Source organism: Streptomyces sp. NPDC001903 (assembly GCF_042891345.1).
In the GTDB taxonomy this organism is placed as follows: Bacteria; Actinomycetota; Actinomycetes; order Streptomycetales; family Streptomycetaceae; genus Streptomyces.
The window spans coordinates 442479-458455 of record NZ_JBIASZ010000004.1; the positions used below are offsets into that span (position 1 = coordinate 442479).

At 72.4% G+C, this 15977-nt stretch carries 18 protein-coding genes; 14 read left to right on the forward strand and 4 right to left on the reverse strand.

The window, feature by feature from the left end; translation table 11 throughout:
- Positions 1 to 71: 71 nt before the first annotated feature.
- The gene (locus tag ACFYZS_RS11700) at positions 72 to 722 is read left to right on the forward strand and encodes a hypothetical protein (RefSeq protein WP_389009823.1); all 651 of its coding nucleotides are present in this window, start codon (positions 72 to 74) and stop codon (positions 720 to 722) included.
- 57 nt (positions 723 to 779) lie between these two features.
- On the opposite strand, the gene ACFYZS_RS11705 is transcribed toward ACFYZS_RS11700, so the two are convergent.
- Complete coding sequence (locus ACFYZS_RS11705) at positions 780 to 1544, reverse strand: SLATT domain-containing protein (protein WP_132758370.1); 765 nt, start codon at positions 1542 to 1544, stop codon at positions 780 to 782.
- A 266-nt stretch (positions 1545 to 1810) separates the two neighbouring features.
- On the opposite strand from ACFYZS_RS11705, the gene ACFYZS_RS11710 reads away from it, so the two are divergent.
- The 3 genes from ACFYZS_RS11710 (at position 1811) to ACFYZS_RS11720 (ending at position 3492) form a co-directional block, all read left to right on the forward strand.
- On the forward strand, positions 1811 to 2155 hold the full coding sequence (locus ACFYZS_RS11710; protein ID WP_078987490.1) for a YbaB/EbfC family nucleoid-associated protein: 345 nt from the start codon (positions 1811 to 1813) through the stop codon (positions 2153 to 2155).
- Positions 2156 to 2237: 82 nt separating this feature from the next.
- On the forward strand, positions 2238 to 2837 hold the full coding sequence (gene recR, locus ACFYZS_RS11715; RefSeq protein ID WP_030152816.1) for a recombination mediator RecR: 600 nt from the start codon (positions 2238 to 2240) through the stop codon (positions 2835 to 2837).
- Positions 2830 to 3492: a DUF5063 domain-containing protein gene (locus ACFYZS_RS11720; RefSeq protein ID WP_389009828.1), complete on the forward strand. Its 663-nt coding sequence runs from the start codon at positions 2830 to 2832 to the stop codon at positions 3490 to 3492. The genes recR and ACFYZS_RS11720 overlap by 8 nt, the downstream gene beginning before the upstream one ends.
- A gap of 74 nt (positions 3493 to 3566) precedes the next feature.
- On the opposite strand, the gene ACFYZS_RS11725 is transcribed toward ACFYZS_RS11720, so the two are convergent.
- Positions 3567 to 4478 carry a hypothetical protein gene (locus ACFYZS_RS11725; RefSeq protein ID WP_389009831.1) on the reverse strand — a complete coding sequence of 304 codons (912 nt, stop codon included), beginning with the start codon at positions 4476 to 4478 and terminating at the stop codon, positions 3567 to 3569.
- A gap of 234 nt (positions 4479 to 4712) precedes the next feature.
- Between ACFYZS_RS11725 and ACFYZS_RS11730 the strand changes: the two genes are divergently transcribed.
- The 4 genes from ACFYZS_RS11730 (at position 4713) to ACFYZS_RS11745 (ending at position 9094) form a co-directional block, all read left to right on the forward strand.
- On the forward strand, positions 4713 to 5987 hold the full coding sequence (locus tag ACFYZS_RS11730; protein ID WP_389009834.1) for an aspartate kinase: 1275 nt from the start codon (positions 4713 to 4715) through the stop codon (positions 5985 to 5987).
- Complete coding sequence (locus tag ACFYZS_RS11735; protein WP_389009837.1) at positions 5984 to 7060, forward strand: aspartate-semialdehyde dehydrogenase; 1077 nt, start codon at positions 5984 to 5986, stop codon at positions 7058 to 7060. The genes ACFYZS_RS11730 and ACFYZS_RS11735 overlap by 4 nt, the downstream gene beginning before the upstream one ends.
- A 169-nt stretch (positions 7061 to 7229) precedes the next feature.
- Positions 7230 to 8006, forward strand: a complete 777-nt coding sequence (locus tag ACFYZS_RS11740; RefSeq protein ID WP_389009840.1) for a SigE family RNA polymerase sigma factor — start codon at positions 7230 to 7232, stop codon at positions 8004 to 8006.
- Positions 8003 to 9094, forward strand: coding sequence for a hypothetical protein (locus tag ACFYZS_RS11745; protein WP_389009843.1), 1092 nt, complete (start codon positions 8003 to 8005; stop codon positions 9092 to 9094). Before ACFYZS_RS11740 ends, ACFYZS_RS11745 begins: the two co-directional genes overlap by 4 nt.
- On the opposite strand, the gene ACFYZS_RS11750 is transcribed toward ACFYZS_RS11745, so the two are convergent.
- Together ACFYZS_RS11750 and ACFYZS_RS11755 are read right to left on the reverse strand one after the other, a co-directional pair.
- Entirely contained in the window at positions 9066 to 9926 is an 861-nt protein-coding gene (locus tag ACFYZS_RS11750; RefSeq protein WP_389009846.1) for an SURF1 family protein, read from the reverse strand. The two genes, ACFYZS_RS11745 and ACFYZS_RS11750, sit on opposite strands and share 29 nt — an antisense overlap.
- A 79-nt stretch (positions 9927 to 10005) precedes the next feature.
- On the reverse strand, positions 10006 to 11799 hold the full coding sequence (locus ACFYZS_RS11755; RefSeq protein WP_389009849.1) for a prolyl oligopeptidase family serine peptidase: 1794 nt from the start codon (positions 11797 to 11799) through the stop codon (positions 10006 to 10008).
- Positions 11800 to 11907: 108 nt separating this feature from the next.
- Here ACFYZS_RS11755 and ACFYZS_RS11760 point away from each other — a divergent pair, with 108 nt between their 5' ends.
- The 6 genes from ACFYZS_RS11760 to ACFYZS_RS11785 all read left to right on the forward strand — a co-directional run bounded on the left by ACFYZS_RS11760 (position 11908) and on the right by ACFYZS_RS11785 (position 15955).
- On the forward strand, positions 11908 to 12075 hold the full coding sequence (locus ACFYZS_RS11760; RefSeq protein WP_385573759.1) for a hypothetical protein: 168 nt from the start codon (positions 11908 to 11910) through the stop codon (positions 12073 to 12075).
- A 93-nt stretch (positions 12076 to 12168) separates the two neighbouring features.
- Positions 12169 to 12336, forward strand: a complete 168-nt coding sequence (locus ACFYZS_RS11765) for a hypothetical protein (RefSeq protein WP_158734350.1) — start codon at positions 12169 to 12171, stop codon at positions 12334 to 12336.
- Between the two features lie 75 nt (positions 12337 to 12411).
- Positions 12412 to 13707 carry a cytosine deaminase gene (gene codA / locus ACFYZS_RS11770; RefSeq protein WP_389009853.1) on the forward strand — a complete coding sequence of 432 codons (1296 nt, stop codon included), beginning with the start codon at positions 12412 to 12414 and terminating at the stop codon, positions 13705 to 13707.
- A 32-nt stretch (positions 13708 to 13739) separates the two neighbouring features.
- The gene (locus ACFYZS_RS11775) at positions 13740 to 14279 is read left to right on the forward strand and encodes a DUF5956 family protein (protein WP_389009855.1); all 540 of its coding nucleotides are present in this window, start codon (positions 13740 to 13742) and stop codon (positions 14277 to 14279) included.
- A 582-nt stretch (positions 14280 to 14861) separates the two neighbouring features.
- Positions 14862 to 15644: a hypothetical protein gene (locus tag ACFYZS_RS11780; protein ID WP_389009858.1), complete on the forward strand. Its 783-nt coding sequence runs from the start codon at positions 14862 to 14864 to the stop codon at positions 15642 to 15644.
- Positions 15644 to 15955 (forward strand): PqqD family protein, encoded by a 312-nt coding sequence (locus ACFYZS_RS11785; protein WP_389009861.1) that lies wholly within the window; start codon positions 15644 to 15646, stop codon positions 15953 to 15955. Before ACFYZS_RS11780 ends, ACFYZS_RS11785 begins: the two co-directional genes overlap by 1 nt.
- Positions 15956 to 15977: the final 22 nt, after the last annotated feature.

Sequence of the window (15977 nt, forward strand, 5' to 3'; positions counted from 1 at the left end):
GCAGCCCTTCGCGGAGGGTGTTCGGCGCACTACGCTGGCCGGATCGGCGGCATCGACTGATCGGAGCCCGCGTGGCCTGTGACCTGTGGCTGGTCCCCCTTGTCGACGTGCTGTGCCACAGCCCCGACAACCCGTTCGCGGAAGAGATCGCCTCGTACGACAAGGCGCTGGGCGAGGCGGGCCTCCCGTCGGTGCCCGTGTTCGCGTACATGCCGGGCCTGAGCGGGGACGTGGCCCCCGTCGCCGGCTTCGACTACGACGCCCTGCACTTCCTGCGGCGGGCGTACCTGCTGCAGATCTGCGGGCTGCCGGTCACGCCGGTGGACGAGCTGGGCGGGGACTACGAGCAGCTGCTGGAGATGTTCGAGTCGACGGCGCAGCAGTCGCACCTGGTGTGGCACTACGACCACGCCGGGGCGTACGTACCGGTGGACTTCGCGGTTCCGCTGGCCAACGAGGAGCTGTTGGCCGGGGGCGGGCCGCTGGGGTCGGCGCAGGGGCTGCTGCGCGAGCTGATGGTGGTGGCGCCGGCCATCGGGATCGACCCGGGGAATCCGCCGGTGGCGCCCGTGGCTCCGGGGCGGCCCACGTCCCTGGAGGAGCCGGCGGGGCCGATTCCGTACGACGAGAGCCCCTTCGCGCGGGAGCGGCACGTGTGGCTCGGGCTGCACGCGGCGGCGACGCGGAGCCTCGGCCAAGGCTCGATGATCATCTTCAGCTGACCGCGGCCGGGTCGGGGGCCCGCCCCCGACCCCCTCGCACGCGGGGCGGGGCCGCTTTCAGCGGGGCTGCTCCGGGGGCCGCTGGCGGGGCATGTTGGGACGGGTGCCCGGGGGGAGGGGGAACCGGGTGGGGGGCAGGCCCGCCTCGGCGCGGGAGGACGGGGCGCCGAGCGACTGCATCACCAGCGGCGCCGGGCCCGAGGAGAACTCCACCATCCACTCCGCCGTCTCGGAGCGGACCAGTTCCGTCACGTCCTCCGAGAAGCGGCGCAGCACGGTCAGGCAGCGCTCCGCCGCCTCGCTCGCCGTGCCCTCCGTGGGCCCCAGGACCTCCCGCACGTTCTCCGAGGCCCAGTCGAACTGCAGCGTCTGCAGGCGGCGCTGCACCGCCTGCGCCGTCGCCACGTCCCGCATCCAGCCCGAGGTCAGGCCGAAGAACCGGTCGCAGGCCAGGCAGGCCGCGGCCAGCAGCAGCGAGAGGTAGCCGTACGAGGCCACGCCCGGCGCGGACCCCGTCAGCTCCAGCAGCGGCATCGCGGCCCCGGCCACGGCCCCCGCCGCCGCGCCGACCCGCAGCACCCGCGCGCCCCGGCGCTTCCACGCCCGGTCGGACAGATACCACTCGGCGGTGCGCAGCGCATCGGCCTCGACCCGCCGGTAGAGCTCGTCCAGCCGCTCGGCCGGCTCGCCCCAGTCCCCGAGGGGGAACGGTCCACCGGTCAGATCGCCCGCCGCCATCGGTCCGCTGCCCTCCTCCCGGGAGTCCTGGGGTTCCCGGGGATCCCGGGGTGGCCCCTCGGGCTGCATCTCCGGCTGGCTCACCCGGCACTCCCTCTGCCTGCGCTGACGTGTGGTGGTGCGCGTGTGCGCAATGATGCGCATGCTCTTCCTACCTTCGAATGGCGGCCGATGGGCGACGAATCCCCGGTTTTCCGCCCGCAAGGAGGTCTCCATCAGGTACGCGCATGCCCCGTCTCTCACTCGAAAGAGTTGGTCCTCACGGCGTAGGGCGCGCCGAGCGGGGAGCACGTAGGCTCGGATTGACCAAGCTGCCCAGCCTTGGACCGACGAAACGGAGTGAGTGACCTGTGATTCCCGGTGGTGGCCAGCCCAACATGCAGCAGCTGCTCCAGCAGGCCCAGAAGATGCAGCAGGACCTCGCCGCGGCCCAGGAAGCGCTCGCGCAGGCCGAGGTCGAGGGCCAGGCGGGCGGCGGTCTGGTGAAGGCGACCGTCACCGGTTCCGGTGAACTGCGCGCGCTGGTGATCGACCCGAAGGCCGTGGACCCCGAGGACACGGAAACCCTCGCCGACCTGGTCGTCGCGGCGGTCCAGGCGGCCAACGAGAACGCGCAGGCGCTCCAGCAGGAGAAGCTCGGCCCGCTGGCCCAGGGCCTGGGCGGCGGCAGCGGCATCCCCGGCCTCCCGTTCTAGCCCGTAGTCCGACCAACCCGTAGTCCGACCGATCCGACCGATCCGACCCCCGGCGAAGACCGAAAACGAAAGAAGGCAGTCCGTGTACGAAGGCGTGGTCCAGGACCTGATCGACGAACTGGGCAGGCTGCCCGGCGTCGGGCCCAAGAGCGCGCAGCGGATCGCCTTCCACATCCTGCAGGCCGAGCCCACCGACGTCCGCCGCCTCGCGCACGCGCTGCTGGAGGTCAAGGACAAGGTCCGCTTCTGTGCGGTGTGCGGCAACGTGGCGCAGGAGGAGCGGTGCAACATCTGCCGCGACCCGCGCCGCGACACCACGGTCATCTGCGTGGTGGAGGAGCCGAAGGACGTCGTCGCGATCGAACGGACCCGCGAGTTCCGGGGCCGGTACCACGTCCTCGGCGGCGCCATCAGCCCGATCGAGGGCGTCGGCCCGGACGACCTGCGCATCCGCGAGCTGCTGGCGCGCCTCGCGGACGGTGAGGTGACCGAGCTGATCCTCGCCACCGACCCGAACCTGGAGGGCGAGGCGACCGCCACCTACCTCGCCCGCATGATCAAGCCCATGGGCCTGAAGGTCACCCGCCTGGCCAGCGGGCTCCCCGTCGGGGGAGATCTGGAGTACGCGGACGAGGTCACGCTCGGGCGGGCCTTTGAAGGAAGGCGACTTCTCGATGTCTGACGCAACGCTGCACGCCCTGGGCCAGGATCCGGACGACTTCGCCGTCCAGATCGCGGACCAGATCGAGTCCTTCATCGTCGCGGTCACCGAGGTGGCCAAGGGCGAGGACCCGGACAGCGCGGTGCCCTTCCTCCTCCTGGAGGTGTCCCAGCTGCTGCTGGCGGGCGGCCGGCTGGGCGCGTACCAGGACGTCCTGCCCGACGAGCGCTACGAGCCCGACCTCGGTCCGGAGCCGGACGTGGACGAGATGCGCGAGCGGTTCGCGTACCTGCTGGAGCCGGTCGACGTGTACTCGGAGGTCTTCGACCCCTACGAGCCGCGCAAGGCCCCGGTCGCGCACCGGATCTCCGACGACCTGGCCGACGTGGTGGCGGACCTGCGGCACGGCCTGGCCCACTACCGGGAGGGCCGGACCACCGAGGCGCTGTGGTGGTGGCAGTTCTCGTACTTCACCAACTGGGGTCCGACGGCCTCGGCGACCCTGCGGGCCCTGCAGTCGCTGGTGGCCCACGTACGGCTGGACCAGCCGCTGGAGGCCCTGGACGGCCTGGACACCGACGAGGACCTGGCCGAGGACGACCTCGCCGAGCAGGCCGGCCGGGTGATGGCCGAGGAGCTCGGCACGATCGGCCTCGACCCGGCCCGCCGGCCGTAGTGACGGGTTGAGCGGTCCGCCCGGCCGATGCGGCGGGCGGACCGCTCAGGTGTGTTGCGGGGGCTCGGCGCGGCTCAGGAGCACGTCAGCTTGAACGCGGCCTCGTTGGACTTCATGAGGACGTTGGGCTTCAGGATCTCGATCTTCTCCCAGCCGTCCACGACGGTGCCGGCCGTGTGGGGTCCCCTGGACCACGTGTCGGTGACCGACTTGGCTCCTGCGGCGTCGAAGTTGACGATCTCGGGCTGTCCGATGGCGCCGTCGCTCCGGGTCCACCGATAGATGACCTGCCCCGGGCCCGTGGACGTGATGGTCCCGTTGAAGGTGATCTTCGTGGGCGGGTCGCATTTCACCGACCCGCTGATCGGCGTGGCCACGGCGGTCACCGAAGCGATCTGCGCCGCCGACGTATTGGGGTCCTGCGGCTTCGTCCCGGTCCCGCAGAACGCCTTGAGGGCCTCCGCGGAGCCGTCGTTGTAGCCCTTCTCGTAGTTCGGGTCGACGGCGGTCAGGCCGGGCGCCTTCGGCTTGGTCTCGCAGCTGGCCTTGGTCTGGTCGAATCCGGCCTTGCGGCCCGCGGCGTACTGCTCCTCGGGCGTCTTGGACTTGTCGGTCTCTCCGGCCGGCTTCTCCCCCGGCTTCGCCGGTGAGGTGCACTTCACCGCGGCACCCTGGCCCGGGGTCGCGCTGTACTGGCCGTAGGGCAGGTTCTTCGCCCGGAAGTTCCCCGACTTCGACACGCCGACGGTCCTGCTCTGGCCGGTGTCGGAGGTGACGGTGACCTTGCCGGCCCCGCTGAACCCGGAGCCCGTGAGCGTGTAGCGGGCGCTGCTGTCGGACTTGCCCCCGCTCTTCTGGAGGGCGCACTGGCCGCCCGTGGGTGCGGCGGCGGTTCCCGCCGTGGTCAGGGCGGCCGCGGCCGGGGCGAGGGCCACGGAGGAGGCCAGCAGGGTGGCCAGGAGCGTGATGCGACGCGTGCGGTTCATCATTCTTTCCTCCTGTCGGAAAGCGAACCGAGACAGGGTGGACGGGCAGGAGAACCCTTGCGTGGCATGCCGCAGATCATTTTACGCCGGACGGGCCCACCGGCCACGGGACGGCGGCCGCGCCATGATCACGGGATGAACGGGATGTCTCATGATGTGGTACGCGTCGGCCGCATCGCGGGCGCTCGTTAGACTGGCCCGCGACCGCAGTACTGGATTGAGCGAGGAGCGCACGTGGGCCTTGTCGTGCAGAAGTACGGAGGCTCCTCCGTAGCCGATGCCGAGGGCATCAAGCGCGTCGCCAAGCGGATCGTGGACGCCAAGAAGAACGGCCACCAGGTGGTCGTCGTGGTTTCCGCGATGGGCGACACGACGGACGAGCTGATCGATCTCGCCGAACAGGTATCCCCGATGCCTGCCGGGCGTGAATTCGACATGCTGCTGACGGCCGGAGAGCGGATCTCCATGGCCCTGCTGGCCATGGCGATCAAAAACCTGGGCCACGAGGCCCAGTCGTTCACCGGCAGCCAGGCAGGCGTCATCACCGACTCGGTCCACAACAAAGCGCGCATCATCGATGTCACGCCGGGCCGTATCCGCACCGCGCTGGACGAGGGCAACATCGCCATCGTCGCCGGCTTCCAGGGCGTGTCGGCGGACAGCAAGGACATCACCACCCTCGGCCGCGGCGGCTCGGACACGACCGCCGTCGCGCTCGCCGCGGCGCTGGACGCCGAGGTCTGCGAGATCTACACCGATGTCGACGGCGTCTTCACCGCGGACCCCCGCGTCGTGAAGAAGGCCCGGAAGATCGACTGGATCTCCTCCGAGGACATGCTGGAGCTCGCCGCCTCCGGTTCCAAGGTGCTCCTGCACCGCTGTGTCGAGTACGCACGCCGATACAACATCCCGATCCACGTCCGTTCGTCCTTCTCGGGACTGCCGGGCACCTGGGTCAGCAACGAGAATCCGCAAGGGGCAGAGCAGGTGGAGCACGCCATCATCTCCGGAGTCGCTCACGACGTCTCCGAGGCCAAGATCACTGTCGTCGGCGTTCCGGACAAGCCGGGCGAGGCCGCGGCGATCTTCCGCGCCATCGCGGACGCCGAGATCAACATCGACATGATCGTGCAGAACGTGTCCGCCGCGTCCACGGGCCTGACGGACATCTCCTTCACCCTCCCCAAGACCGAGGGCCACAAGGCCATCGACGCGCTGGAGAAGGCCAAGGGCGCCATCGGCTTCGACTCCCTGCGCTACGACGACCAGATCGGCAAGATCTCCCTGGTCGGCGCGGGCATGAAGACGAACCCGGGCGTCACCGCCTCGTTCTTCCAGGCGCTGTCCGACGCGGGCGTCAACATCGAGCTGATCTCGACCTCCGAGATCCGCATCTCGGTCGTGACCCGCCAGGACGACGTCAACGAGGCCGTCCGCGCCGTGCACACGGCCTTCGGCCTCGACTCCGACAGCGACGAGGCCGTCGTCTACGGAGGCACCGGACGATGACCGAGACCCGGTCGACCCCGGCTCCGGCGCTCGCCGTGGTCGGGGCGACCGGAGCGGTCGGCTCCGTCGTGCTCCAGATCCTGTCCCAGCGGGCGGACGTCTGGGGCGACATACGCCTGATCGCCTCCGGGCGCTCGGCCGGCCGCATGCTGGCCGTGCGCGGGCAGGAGTGCGAGGTGCTCGCCCTCACCGAGGACGCCTTCGAGGGCATCGGTCAGGGCGATGTGGTGCTGTTCCTGACCCCGGCCGAGATCTCGGCCCGCTGGGCCCCGGTCGTCGTCACGCGCGGAGCCGTGGCCGTCGACCAGTCCGCCGCCTTCCGCGAGGACCCCGAGGTGCCGCTGGTGGTGCCCGAGGTCAACGCGCAGGCCGTACGGAAGCGGCCGCGCGGGATCGTCGCGAGCCCGGACTGCGTCACCGCCGCGATGATCGCGGCCCTGGGCGCGCTGCACGCCGAGTACGGGCTCGCCGACCTGACCGTGTCCTCGTACCAGGCCGCGAGCGCGGCCGGGCGGGCCGGCGCCGAGGCGCTGCGCCGCCAGCTGTCGCTGGTCGCCGGGACCTCGCTGGGCGAGCAGACCGGGGACGTGCGCCGCGCCGTCGGCGAGGACGCCGGGCCCTTCGCGGCCCCGCTCGCGCTGAACGTGGTGCCGTGGTCCGGGGAGCTGCGCGAGGGCGGCTGGTCCTCGCACGAGCTGGCCGTACGGGCGCAGACCCGCCGGGTCCTGCACCTGGACGCGCTTCCGGTGGCGGTGACCTGCGTACAGGTGCCCGTGCTGACCGGGCATTCGCTGAGCGTACGGGCGCGGTTCGAGGCCGAGGTGGGGGCCCCGCACGCCCGGGAGATCCTGGAGGCCGCCCCCGGCGTGGTCGTGGTGGACGACCCGGCGGCCGGGGAGTTCCCCACTCCGGTGGACGCCGCGGGCACGGATCCGGCGTGGGTGGGGCGGCTGCGGGCCTCCCTCGACGACCCGCGCTCGCTGGAGTTCTTCGTGTGCGCGGACAATCTGCGCAACGGTGCAGCCCTGAATGCCACTCAGATCGCGGAACTGATCGCTGGTGAATTCGCGTAATTCACTTTGTAGGATCAGCACTGATCCCTTGATCAAGGTGATGGCCTGACTGCCGCCTGGACGGGCGGGGCAATCAGGAAGAGCGGGTGCGCATGAGGGCTATGGGGATTTTGCTGGTGAGGCGGCCTCACGCGTACAACCCTGGTGGGGGGACGCGTGTCCAACTGGCGTGGCAGAGGCACTTCTCGACTTCGCCGTCGTCCCGGCGCGCAGCGCACTCGGTGCGCCGCGCCGGCCTTCCCGCACGCCCGCGACCGGCGGGTTCCCCGTGATCGTTCCCGTTCCGCCGGCCGCGGCGCCGATCGCCGTGCCCTCCGCCGTACCGACCCGGGGCGGCCGCGTGCCCGCGCCCCGCGATAGCGCGGAGGCCGCGGGGAGCGGGGAGGAGGCGACCGCCCGGTCCGCCGGCGCCGCGTCCGCATCCGCTGCCGCCGAGCCGGTCGTCGTCGCCGGCACCACGGTCGACCACCTCACCGAGACCTACCAGGCCCACTACCGCTCACTGCTCGGCCTGGCCGCGCTGCTCCTCGACGACACCGCCTCCTGCGAGGACGTGGTCCAGGAGGCGTTCATCCGGGTCCACTCGGCCCGCAACCGGGTTCGCGATCGGGACAAGACACTGGCGTATCTGCGCCAGACCGTCGTCAACCTCTCGCGCTCCGCGCTGCGCCGCCGCATCCTCGGCCTCAAGCTGCTCTCGAAGCCGATGCCGGACATGGCCAGTGCCGAAGAGGGCGCGTACGACCAGCTGGAACGGGACGATCTCATCAAGGCGATGCGCGGACTCCAGCGGCGTCAGCGCGAGGTGCTGGTGCTGCGGTACTTCGCGGACATGACGGAGGCCCAGGTCGCCGAGACGCTCGGCGTCTCGCTCGGCTCGGTCAAGGCGTACGGATCGCGGGGCATTGCCGCGCTGCGGGTGGCGATGGAGGCTGCGCAGTCATGATGGACGACCACACCCCGCCGGACGGGGCGGGCGAGGAACAGGCGCTGCGGAGCCTGCTGCGCGGAGCCGTCGAGGGCCTGGAGCCCTCCGAGGGCGCGCTGGAGCGGCTGCGGCACGCCGTCCCCGTACGCAGGACCCGCAAGCGGCAGGCCCTCGTCGGGGCGGCGGCGGCCGCGCTGCTGGCCGGTACGGCCATCCCGGCGGCCCTGCACCTGCACATCACCGGCGGCGAGGGCACAGCCGCCGACCACTCCGCGATGGCCGGCCACGGCGAGCAGCCCGGGACCGGCGCCGGCGGCGGCACCTCCGATCCGCACCAGGACGGCGCGGGTGCGCAGCCCCGGCCCGGCAAGGCCGCCGGCAAGGGCGCGGAGACCGCCGGCACCGGCGCGCAGCCCGATCCGCAGGAGGGCGGAGCCCGGACCGGCGGCGGCACGGCCGGCCCGGACGCCTCGGGCGCCACCGCGGGTGCCTCGGCCGGCACCGGCCCGCAGCCCCCGGTGGCGGCGGCTCCCGGCGTCCCCGGGTGCAGTGCGGAGCAGCTCGGGGTGCAGGGCAGCGCCCGGGCCCCGGAGGCCGACGGCAAGGTGTACGGCAGCTTCAAGGTCACCAACGTCTCGGCGCGCGGCTGCACGGTCGTCGGCCCGGACACCGTGACGGCGGCCTCGGTGTCGGCGCCCGGTCGGTCCTCGGGGGTCACCGTGGTCGGCCACACGGCGGGGGATCCGGCGGCCGGGCTGCCCGATCCCTCGGCGGAGACGCCGCTGCTGCTGCTCCAGCCGTACACGGCGTACGAGGTGCGCTTCGCGTGGGTGCCCTCGGCGCAGTCCTGCCCGGCGGCCACGCCCGATCCGGTGACCAAGCCGCCGGTGGGCGGCCCGGACAGCGGGCAGGGCACGGCGGCCCACGCCACCGGCCAGGAGCCGGAAACGGGCGCCAAGGCCCCGGAGCCGACCGGGGTGGAGGTGACGCACACCCCGCACACGACGCTGCCGGGTGCGCCGACCACGCAGACGACGATCCCCGCGGCCTGCGGCGGGACGGTCTACCGGACGGGCGTCATTCCGTTGGACGCGCCGAAGCCGTAGTGGAAGCCGTGGCAGTGGCCGTGCCCGTGGGCGCGGCCGTGGTCGTGGCGGCGGGATCCGACGACCGGTCGGCGGGGGCCTGCGGCAGCAGCCCCGCCTCGGCGTCGCGCAGGGTCTCCACCTCGCGGCGGTAGAGCCGGAACCACATGAACAGCACGAACGCGGCGAAGACGAACCACTCGCCGGTGTAGCCGAGGTTCTGGAAGGCCTTCAGGTCCAGCCCGGTGTTGCTCGGCGCCTGCGCGGGCACCGGGGTCAGCCCGTCCGCCGGGGTCTGCACCGTCAGCCAGGCGTCGTACAGCTCGTACGGCACGAGGTTGACCAGCGAGGCCGCCCCGATCACCCCGAGCTGCCCGGCCGGCAGCCCGCCCTCGGCGTACACGCCCTTGCTGGTGGCGCTCTCGGAGGCCTGGAGGGCGCCCGTCACCTCGACCCGCCCGGTCGGCGCGGCCGGGGCCCTCGACGCGTCAGCGGCGCCCGGCAGCCAGCCCCGGACCACCGGGACGGTCTTGCCGGAGTCGGTCCTGAGCAGGGTCAGGACGTAGAAGCCGGTCCTGCCGTCGAGCCGCCGCTCGGGGACGAGCAGCTGCTCGGCGTACTCGCCGGAGGCGGAGGCGAGGCGTCCGGAGGTCTTCTTGTCCACCGGGAGCAGCGACTCCAGCGGCGCGGCGGCCTCGGCCGCGGGCCGTCCTTCGGTCGCCTCCCTGTGGCTGTCGACGCGGTCCTCGAACCGGCCGAGCTGCCAGGTCCCCATGAACAGGCAGACGGGAACGGCGAGCGCGACGAAGACGTTGATCCCCCACCAGCGCGGGGTCAGGAGAAACCGGTGCACCCCACCACCGTACGGGGGGCGCACCGGATCACCGGGGCCGGGGCCGCCGCTCCGGCCCCGGAGAGGCCGGGGTACGCCCCTATTGCGGCAGGTGCTTCTGGGCGAACTCCAGCTCCATCCGGACCTGCTTGATCCGCTCCTCCACGACGAGCGAGCCGTGCCCGGCGTCGTAGCGGTACACCTCGTGGACCGCCCCGCGCGCCGCCAGCCGCTCCACGTAGTTCTCGATCTGCCGGATCGGGCAGCGCGGGTCGTTGACGCCCGCCGAGATGTACACGGGGGCCTTGACCGCGTCCACGTACGTCAGCGGGGAGGACGCCTCGAAGCGGTCCGGGACCTCCTCCGGCGTACCGCCGAAGAGGGTGCGGTCCAGGGACTTCAGCGCCTCCATCTCGTCGTGGTACGCCGTCACGTAGTCGGCGACCGGTACGGCGGCCAGCCCCACGGCCCAGGCCTCGGGCTGCGTGCCGAGCCCCAGCAGGGTCAGGTAGCCGCCCCAGGAGCCGCCGGAGAGCACGAGGCGCGCCGGGTCGGCGAGGCCGCAGGCCACCGCCCACTCCCGGACGGCCGCGACGTCCTCCAGCTCGATCAGGCCGACGCGGTGCTTGAGGGCGTCGGTCCACTCGCGGCCGTAGCCGGTCGAGCCCCGGTAGTTGACCCGGACCACCGCGAACCCGTGGTCCAGCCAGGCCGCCGGGGTCGCCGCGAAGGCGTCGCTGTCGTGCCAGGTCGGCCCGCCGTGCACCTCGAAGATCGTCGGGAAGGGGCCGTCGCCGTGGCCCACGGGCCGCTGCGCCAGCGCGTGGATCCGCCCGCCCGGGCCCTCCACCCACACGTCCTCCACCGGCACCGAGCCGGGCGGCCGGAATCCGGGCGGGTCCAGGACGATACCGCCCGCGGTGGACCGTACGGCCGAGGGCTCGGCCGCCGAGGACCACTGGTACTCCACCGTGCCGTCGGGCCGGGCGCTCGCGCCGGAGACGGTGCCGGGCGGGGTGTCGACCTTGACGAGCTCCCGCGCGGCCAGGTCGTAGCGCCAGAGCTCGCTGCGCGCCTCGAAACTGTGCGCGATCAGCAGCGCGGAGCCGTCCGGGTACCACTCGGCGCTGACGTCGCCCGGCAGCTCGATCGCCAGGTCCTGCTCGGTGCCGGCGGCCACGTCCCACACCATCGGCTCCCAGCGGCCGCGCCGCTGGTGGCCGACCAGCAGCCGGGTGTCCCCGGCGACCGGGGCGAAGCCGAGCACCTCCAGGCCGAGCTCCACCGTGCCGTCCCGGGAGTCGTCGAGCTCGGCGACGGTGGCCCCGTCGAGGGTGACCACGCGCAGCGCGGAGTGCATGGCGTCCCCGTGCTCGGTGTGCTCGATCGCGATCAGGGTCCCGTCGTGGGAGAGGTCGCCGACGCCGGCCGACTCCCGGTGCCGGTAGATCACCGCGGGCTCGGCGCCGCCCGGCCGCACGACGTGGATGGTGGTCCCGTCCTCGTCGGTGGACCGGCCGACGACGGAGGTCCCGTCGCGCCCGATCGCGAGCCCGGCGGGGTACGAGGGCTCCAGCCCGGGGGCGGCCGGCTCGTCGGGGCCGCCCCCGAAGGGCTGGCGCACCCAGACGCCGAACTCGTCGCCGTCGGTGTCGGAGAACCACCAGATCCACTCCCCGTCGGGGGAGAGGGTCCCGTCGGTGGTCCCGTTGGGCCGGTCGGTGGCCTGCCGCTGGCCGCCGGTGGCCCGGTCCCAGGCGTAGAGCTCGTACGTCCCGGTGGCGTTCGAGACGAAGAGCGAGCGGTCCGGAGCGTCCTCGGCCCAGTCGGGCAGCCCGACGCGCGGCGCCCGGAAGCGCTTCTCCCAATCGGGCATGGCCGTGTTGTCAGTCATGTCACCCATGTAACCCGATTGGCGCTGTCGAATGGTCGTGGCGGGCGGGAGGAGGCAGCGTGGGCGGGGTCCCACCCAGCCGTTTTCCAGTTCCAGTGAGGAGTGATCATGGCGAAGCAGCGCAAGGAACAGACTCACGAGGACCGTCGGTCGTCCGACTCCGGGATGCCGAGCAAGCCGGCGATGCTGGTCGAGGACGTGCGCGAGGCGCAGACGATGGCCATGAAGGAGGACCGGATGCGCGAGCAGCAGCGCCGCAAGGGCGGGCGCGGCTGACCCTCGCTCCGGATGCCGCCTCCTCCGAACGGAGGGACAGTGGAGGGCGTACGCCCTCCGGTGCGTCCCGATGTGTCCCGAGGAGGAGTGATCATGGCCAAGAAGGCTCGTGCCGGCACCTCACAGGCCGCGGAGCGCGAGCGGGAGCGGGCGAAGAACACGGCGGCCGAGGCACGCGCGAAGGCCGCGGTCAGAGACGTGCAGTCCGTCTCCGCGAAGACGCGGGGCATGCAGCAGAAGGCCCAGGCCAAGCGCGGCTGAGCCATGCATGCGGTGCAGGACGTCGTGGCCCGCGGTTTCCCCGGAAACCGCGGGCCGCGGTCGTAGGGTGGCCGCATGCGGATGATCGTCCGGGGTGCCCGGCTGCTCCACACCGATGGCCTGTCCGACGTGGAGGTCGCCGAGGACGGGCGGATCGCGCGCGTGCTCCCGTACGACGACCAGAAGGAGCCGCCGGCCACCGGCGTGCTGATCGAGGCGCACGGCGGGCTGCTCAGCGCCCCCTTCGTGGAGCCGCACATCCACCTGGACACGGCCCTGACCGCCGGGGAGCCGCGCCCGAACGCCTCGGGAACGCTGTGGGAGGGCATCGCCTGCTGGAGCGAGCGCAAGCGGACCCTGACCCGTGAGGACGTCATCGCACGGGCCACGCAGGTGCTGCGCTGGCAGGCGGCCCAGGGCGTGCTGCACGTGCGCACGCACTGCGACGTCACCGATCCGGCGCTCACCGCGCTGGACGCGCTGCTCGAGGTCCGCGACCGGGTCCGGGACTTCATGACCCTGCAGATCGTCGCGTTCCCGCAGGAGGGCATCGTCTCCTTCCCGGACGGCGAGGCGCTGCTGCGCGAGGCGGTCGCCCGCGGCGCCGACGTCGTCGGGGCGATCCCGCACTTCGAGGACACCCGCGAGGACGGGGTCGCCTCGCTCGGCATCGCCTTCGCGGTGGCCGAGGAGCACGGGCTGCGCGTGGACGCCCACTGCGACGAGATCGACGACGAGCAGTCCCGCTTCGTGGAGGTGCTGGCCGCGCTCGCGCTGCGCACGGGGCTGCGGGAGCGGGCGACGGCCTCGCACACGACGGCGATGGGCTCCTACGGCGGCGCGTACAGCTTCAAACTCCAGCGGCTGCTGTCCCGCTCCGGGATCAACCTGGTCTCCAACCCCTTCGCCAACCTCAACCTCCAGGGCCGCTTCGACGGCTACCCCAAGCGGCGCGGCCTCACCCAGGTCAAGGAGATGCTGGCGGCGGGGGTGAACGTGGCCTTCGGCCACGACGACGTGATGGACCCGTGGAACGCGCTCGGCACCGCCAACCCCCTCCAGACCGCCCTCGTCGGGCTGTACGCCGCCCAGCTCACGGGGGCGGACGAGATCCCGGTGGCGTTCGAGATGGTGACGGAGCGCGCGGCGCGGGTGCTGGGCCTGGCGGACGCGGAGTACGGGATCGCCGAGGGCGCCCCCGCCTCCTTCGTGCTGCTGCCGGCCGAGAGCCCCGCCGAGGCGGTGCGCCGCCAGGTCCGGCCGCGGTACGTGGTCGCGCGGGGGACCGTACTCGCCGAGACCCCGTCCGCGCCGACCCGGCTGCACTGGCCGGGGGAGGGCCCGGCGGAGGTGGACTTCCGCCGGTCGTAGGCCGGCGCCGGCTCCGGCGGTAGCCTGCGCGCATGGCGAGGGACTCGTGGGACTCGTGGGACGAGGACGGAACACCGCACCCGCTCGCGCTGCGCCGCACCGGCCGCAGCGAGCAGGAGCCGGACCGGCTCCCCGAGGTCCGGGAGCTGGAGGTGCTCGGCTGGGAGCCCGCGCCCGAGGACACGCTGTGGGCGTTCCTCCCGTACGTGTGGCCCCCGGCGGCCCGGACCTGGATCCCGGACCGGTCCACCCACTGGGCCGTGGAGACCCGGCTGGACGGCCACGGGCACATCACCGACGTGGAGGCCGCCCCGCTGGCGGACCCCGATCTGCACGACCTCGACCGGGAGGCCGAGGAGGTTCTGGCCGCCCTCGGGCTCCCGCGCCGGCCGCCGGGGCGCCTGTGGCTGCTGCGCCCGCCCGGCTCCCTCCCCACGCTCGGCGCGGTCCTCGACCACCTCCGGGCGCGCGCGCAGGAGCGGGGGGTGGAGGTCCGGCCCTCGGCCGCCTTCCTCGCACTGGTCCGCGCCGAACTCGCCGCGGTGGCGGCCGAGTCCGATAGCGAGGGGTAGGCAACAGCCGGGTCCGGCACGCCGGTTCACGCCCCTGCGCCGGTGAAGAACCGGCTCCACCTCGGCCTCGCGGTCCACGAGATTGCAGCCGCGACCCCGGGAAGGCAAATATTTCTTGGCCGCCACCGGCCGCCGGCGGGGCCGCGTATGGCGAGAACCGGTGGTTTGTCCCCGCCCCGGACGCGCCTTCCGGGCGCCGCCGTGCGCGGGAGCGCCGTTCCCCGGCCGCGGCCGGGCCCTCCGCGCACCGTGGATTTCCGCGGCTCAACTGGGCCGTACACGATTCCTGATGCGCCCTTTACGGACAGTAAACCCCTGAATGTAAAGTCCAATTCGCGCCACCAGATTGTTCTGGACTCAACTGAAGGTTTGTCAATATGCTGGGCCGTGCCGAAGTCCAGGACTTCTGCGTGGCCAGCCGATTCTTCGGGTGAGCCGGAATTTGTCCCCGGGGTCGGAGATCACCTTTCCGGGGCGTGCCGCCCGTTCCGACGCCGTGGCGGCGATCCAAGGAGAACCAGAGCGCGCCGCCGTCCGATGATCTCGGTCGCGGTGCGCCGAGACGGGGAAGGGCCGTGCCTCATGACGTATGACACCTCCGGGGTTGTCGCCGAGCTCAAGAGCCGCAATCTGCTCCCGGACGCGTACGAGACGGTGTTCGCGAGCGGTTCCCTGATCAGAGGCTGGGGCAACCCCACCAGCGACCTCGACGTCCACGTCGTCACCCGGGACCTCTGGACCAGCACGATCGACGAGACCAACCACGTCGCGCTCGAACCCAACACGCTCCAGTACGAGGGCACGTTCGTCGACGGCCGCCGCTGGGACGTCGAGTACTGGACCGCTTCCCAGATCGAGCAGGTCCTCTCGAAGGTCTCCCGGGAGCAGTTCGCCGACGGCCAGGGCACCTGGCGCACCCTGAGCTACCACGAGATCGCCATGCTGGAGCGGCTCCCCTACGCCGCGGCCGCCGACGACGGGGCCTGGCTGGAGGGCACCCGCGAGCGGCTCGCCGCCTCGGCCCACCGCTCGGTGCTGATCGTGAACTCGCTCAAGCAGGCCGACAGCTACACGGAGGACGCGGCCGGCCAGGTCGCCCGGGGTGATCTGCACAGCGCGGTCCTCGCGACGAAGAACGCCTTCAACCACTCCGTGGACGCGCTCCAGGCCAGCCTGGGCCAGTTCGGCAGCCTGTGGCCGAAGTGGCGGGCCCGGCGGATGGAGATCCTCGATCCCGGCCTGCTGCCGTTCGAGGCGTACTGGGCCATCGAGACGATGCGCTCCTTCGACCCGGACCATCCGCGCAAGTGGGTCGAGGAGACCATCGCCGTCTGCCAGCGGATCTCCATGGAGGTGTCGGTCTGATGCCGCTCGACGCGACGGACCCGCAGGTGGGCCCCGGTTCGGTGGCCTCGCTCCCGTTGAACGTGAAGATCCGCAACCACCGCGGTACGACGGTGGTCGGCGGGTACGAGCACTTCTTCGAGCTGACCGCCTCCGCCGCCCACATCTGGCGGCAGATCGACGGGAAGCGCACCGTGAGCGACATAGCCGCGCTGGTCGCCGAGGAATACGACATCGATCAGGAATCCGTGGTGCGGGACATCATCGAGCTCTTCACGGAACTCGCCCGGCACGATGTCGTGAACATCGCCCAGGGTGATTCCCGGGGCTGAATTCCCTCAGGGGCCACCGCCC

Bases quoted from the DNA above. Each gene is read 5' to 3' on its own strand.
- ACFYZS_RS11720 (WP_389009828.1), top strand. From the start codon at position 2,830: ATGTCTGACGCAACGCTGCACGCCCTGGGCCAGGATCCGGACGACTTC.
- ACFYZS_RS11725 (WP_389009831.1), bottom strand. From the start codon at position 4,478: ATGAACCGCACGCGTCGCATCACGCTCCTGGCCACCCTGCTGGCCTCC.
- ACFYZS_RS11735 (WP_389009837.1), top strand. From the start codon at position 5,984: ATGACCGAGACCCGGTCGACCCCGGCTCCGGCGCTCGCCGTGGTCGGG.
- ACFYZS_RS11745 (WP_389009843.1), top strand. From the start codon at position 8,003: ATGATGGACGACCACACCCCGCCGGACGGGGCGGGCGAGGAACAGGCG.
- ACFYZS_RS11755 (WP_389009849.1), bottom strand. From the start codon at position 11,799: ATGACTGACAACACGGCCATGCCCGATTGGGAGAAGCGCTTCCGGGCG.
- ACFYZS_RS11760 (WP_385573759.1), top strand. From the start codon at position 11,908: ATGGCGAAGCAGCGCAAGGAACAGACTCACGAGGACCGTCGGTCGTCC.
- ACFYZS_RS11765 (WP_158734350.1), top strand. From the start codon at position 12,169: ATGGCCAAGAAGGCTCGTGCCGGCACCTCACAGGCCGCGGAGCGCGAG.
- codA (WP_389009853.1), top strand. From the start codon at position 12,412: ATGCGGATGATCGTCCGGGGTGCCCGGCTGCTCCACACCGATGGCCTG.
- ACFYZS_RS11775 (WP_389009855.1), top strand. From the start codon at position 13,740: ATGGCGAGGGACTCGTGGGACTCGTGGGACGAGGACGGAACACCGCAC.
- ACFYZS_RS11780 (WP_389009858.1), top strand. From the start codon at position 14,862: ATGACGTATGACACCTCCGGGGTTGTCGCCGAGCTCAAGAGCCGCAAT.
- ACFYZS_RS11785 (WP_389009861.1), top strand. From the start codon at position 15,644: ATGCCGCTCGACGCGACGGACCCGCAGGTGGGCCCCGGTTCGGTGGCC.